We start from the raw sequence: 2,754 nt of genomic DNA on the forward strand, positions 1-2,754 counted from the left end.
AGGGTCTTCACGGAGATGTCGGCGCCGTCGCACAGCCCGTCGATGTACGCGGCGATCGCCGCGTCACGGGGGTGCAGGTGCGCGAAGTCCTGCCCGGTGTGCGGGCGTTGGTCCGGGGCGGAACGCTTGCCGTAACCGGGGTTCGCCATCGGGTGGTAGGGCACGGGTGCGCCACTAAACTGGCTGTCAGCCATCAGATCGCTCGCTAACTCTCGATCGAGGTGGTCAGGCCCCTGGCGGTGTTTGCGCACCGGCGGGGGCCGTCTTTGTCTGTGTCCTCGCTGAAGCTAGAGCGTGGCTACCTTCCGTCGCAACTCGATCGCGAAAAGTGAACCCTTGCGGGTCACAGGGGTGGGTGGGTGGGTTCAAGCCCTCCCAACCATTCCATTGAAAGAGCGCTCGGATCTCGTGACTTGAGCCCCGGGCCCGCTGCGTCAGCCGTGCTTGAGGTCGGTGACGAACGACTGCCAGGCGGTCGCCGCGAACACGACAGTCGGGCCGTCGGTCACCTTCGAGTCGCGTACGGGGACGACCGCGGGGATGCCGTCGAGGACTTCGAGGCAGTCGCCGCCGCTTGCGCCGCTGTACGTGGACTTTCGCCAGGTGGCGACCTCCACGCAGTTGCCGCCGCTTCCGTCGCTGTAGCTGGACTTGTGCCAGATGGCCTTGGACAGGTCGTAGTCAGTAGTCCTGCGCTTCATGCTCGTAATCCTCCGCCACCGACTCGATCAAGGCCAGGGACGCTGCCGGTGAGAGCGCGCTGGCCACGACCAGATCGTAGGTCAGTTCGTAGCGCCTTACGGTCCCTGGGTCGTCGAGGAGTTGGCCTGCTCCGAGGCCGTCCAGGTAGGCGAGGGGTGGGGCGTCATCGAATGCCATGAGCTTGAGGCCGCCGCCCATGGCTGCGTGGCCGCCTGCGGTGAACGGCAGTACCTGCACGATGATCCGGCGTTGCTGGGCCATGGCGACGATGTGGCGGAGCGCCGCTGTCATCGCATCCGGTCCGCCCACCTGTCGACGTAGCACCGCCTCGTCCAGTACGACCCACAACAAGGGGACTGTTGGATCAGCCAGGATCTGTGCGCGCTCCAATCGAGCTGTCACTAGTTCGCCGATCACGCTTTCGGGGGCCGTGGGCTGGTACTCCTGGAACACGGCCCGCGCATACGCCTCCGTCTGTAACAGGCCCGGGATGAGCTGCGGTGCGTACTCCTTGATCTCGGTCGCCCGGGCCTCGGCCTCCGCCGCCTCCGCGAAGTGATCCGGGTACTTCGACTTCTTCAGCGCCGCGCAATTCCGTTCGAAGAAGCCGTCGGCGCTCAGGACCTCGTCGAACTTGACCGCCTGGTCCATCTGCATGCGCCGCACGCCGGACTCCAGCTGGCCGATGAAGGAGCCGCTGACGAAGAGCGGGGCGCCCAGTTCGGTCTGGGAGAGGCCCGCGCGCTCTCTTCGGTGGCGGAGTTCCGCGCCCAGGAGGGCTCGGGGGGAGGAGGAAGGGTCGAGCTTCCTGGGACCTGGCATGACAACTCCCTGTGACACACATGTGGTTGTTGGGTCTGCACCTCTTCCAGATTAACGAGAGAATCACCACTCTGGGTATGCATTGTCGTTACTCAGCGTGGAAGGAATGGATCATGACGACTACGGAACGGCGCAGGGCGGCAGTGGCGAGAATCCGGGAGGCCGAGGAAGTGGTGGCGCTGCTGAAGGACGGGTTCGCGCGGGTGGGGGTGAAGCTGCCGTCGCTGCGGATCGACGCGGCCTCGTGCGCGGGTGACGACCCGGCGGTCCTGGTGGACCTGGGGCGCTGCAATCTCGACGCGGCGATGCGGCTCAGCCGGGTGCTGGACGAGAAGGCGGCGGGGTCATGACGGGAGAGGCGGGCGGCCTGGAGGCGGCCGTGCCGGAGCCGGGGTCGTTCGCCGTGGATGTGCGGGACGGACGGGTGGGCCGGGTGATCGGGCGCGTCGGGCCGAGCGTGCGGCTTCGGCCGCCGGGCGGCGGTCCGGCGTGGGACTGTCCGCCCGATTCCGTACGGCCGGCGCCGCCGGGGGTCGTGCTGCGGGCACGGGTGACGGAGCTGAACCGTGAGGGGAAGCTGCCGCGATGAGCGCCGGCCGGCATCGGTTCACGTTGATCCACTGCCCGGTGGGGCGGGCCCCGCGCCTGGACGGCCCGGAGTACGGGGGAATCAGGGCCGCCCCGCCGCAGGGGTGCCGGGTCGAGGAGTTCGGTGAGTACTTCGGGCTCGTCTGCGAGCGGTCGGGCGCGACCCTGCTCGACGCGGTGGCCGAGGTATGCGCCGAGATCCGGACCGGGCACGGACTGCTGATGACCGATCTCGGGATCGAGAAGCTGTGGGAGTGGTCGGCGGACGGCACCGACGGGTGGGGTGCGGAGATCGTGGGCCAGCTGCTCCTGATGGCCGCGGAACGCGGACCGAGGCTCGGGTACGGCATCGACGATCTCGTGCGGTTCCTGCGTACGGCCGCCGGGGCGGGGGACGGCGGGAGTTAGCCGGCGGGCATCGCGCTCCGGGAGGCCGCCGGGCGCGTGGTGACGGGGATCGACGGCCTGCCCGTGGACCAGGGCGGGGGCGGGCTGATCGTGGTGGGCGGACCGTGCGACGCATGACGCGCTGCCGGGGCGCGTGCACCCGCCGAAGGCCGAGGCGCAGCGGCGACGAGAACTCGGCTGGGGAAGAACTTCAGCTGTCCCGGCAGGAGCTGATGGCGGCTCATGCCGCGCAGG

5 protein-coding genes and 2 pseudogenes are annotated in these 2,754 nt (G+C 68.9%); 4 read left to right on the top strand and 3 right to left on the bottom strand.

Annotated features, from left to right (window positions below):
* The 3 genes and pseudogenes from ABZ564_RS32665 to ABZ564_RS32675 form a co-directional block, all read right to left on the bottom strand.
* A pseudogene (locus ABZ564_RS32665) lies at nt 1–194 on the bottom strand (hypothetical protein); the annotation flags it as partial.
* A gap of 240 nt (nt 195–434) precedes the next feature.
* The gene (locus tag ABZ564_RS32670; protein WP_360863128.1) at nt 435–701 is read right to left on the bottom strand and encodes a DUF397 domain-containing protein; all 267 of its coding nucleotides are present in this window, start codon (nt 699–701) and stop codon (nt 435–437) included.
* A complete protein-coding gene (locus ABZ564_RS32675) occupies nt 682–1,524 on the bottom strand; it encodes a helix-turn-helix transcriptional regulator (protein ID WP_360863129.1) in 843 nt (280 codons plus the stop codon). The genes ABZ564_RS32670 and ABZ564_RS32675 overlap by 20 nt, the downstream gene beginning before the upstream one ends.
* A gap of 113 nt (nt 1,525–1,637) precedes the next feature.
* On the opposite strand from ABZ564_RS32675, the gene ABZ564_RS32680 reads away from it, so the two are divergent.
* The 4 genes and pseudogenes from ABZ564_RS32680 to ABZ564_RS32695 form a co-directional block, all read left to right on the top strand.
* Nucleotides 1,638–1,874, top strand: coding sequence for a hypothetical protein (locus tag ABZ564_RS32680; protein ID WP_360863131.1), 237 nt, complete (start codon nt 1,638–1,640; stop codon nt 1,872–1,874).
* Nucleotides 1,871–2,113: a hypothetical protein gene (locus tag ABZ564_RS32685; RefSeq protein ID WP_360863133.1), complete on the top strand. Its 243-nt coding sequence runs from the start codon at nt 1,871–1,873 to the stop codon at nt 2,111–2,113. Before ABZ564_RS32680 ends, ABZ564_RS32685 begins: the two co-directional genes overlap by 4 nt.
* Nucleotides 2,110–2,520 (top strand): amidase, encoded by a 411-nt coding sequence (locus tag ABZ564_RS32690; protein WP_360863135.1) that lies wholly within the window; start codon nt 2,110–2,112, stop codon nt 2,518–2,520. Before ABZ564_RS32685 ends, ABZ564_RS32690 begins: the two co-directional genes overlap by 4 nt.
* Before the next feature lie 3 nt (nt 2,521–2,523).
* Nucleotides 2,524–2,613, top strand: a pseudogene (locus ABZ564_RS32695) (phosphatase); the annotation flags it as partial.
* Nucleotides 2,614–2,754 lie beyond the last annotated feature (141 nt).

It is taken from the genome of Streptomyces sp. NPDC019224, assembly GCF_040632605.1.
GTDB lineage: Bacteria > Actinomycetota > Actinomycetes > Streptomycetales > Streptomycetaceae > Streptomyces.

Bases quoted from the DNA above. Each gene is read 5' to 3' on its own strand.
- ABZ564_RS32690 (WP_360863135.1), top strand. From the start codon at position 2,110: ATGAGCGCCGGCCGGCATCGGTTCACGTTGATCCACTGCCCGGTGGGG.
- ABZ564_RS32670 (WP_360863128.1), bottom strand. From the start codon at position 701: ATGAAGCGCAGGACTACTGACTACGACCTGTCCAAGGCCATCTGGCAC.
- ABZ564_RS32680 (WP_360863131.1), top strand. From the start codon at position 1,638: ATGACGACTACGGAACGGCGCAGGGCGGCAGTGGCGAGAATCCGGGAG.
- ABZ564_RS32685 (WP_360863133.1), top strand. From the start codon at position 1,871: ATGACGGGAGAGGCGGGCGGCCTGGAGGCGGCCGTGCCGGAGCCGGGG.
- ABZ564_RS32675 (WP_360863129.1), bottom strand. From the start codon at position 1,524: ATGCCAGGTCCCAGGAAGCTCGACCCTTCCTCCTCCCCCCGAGCCCTC.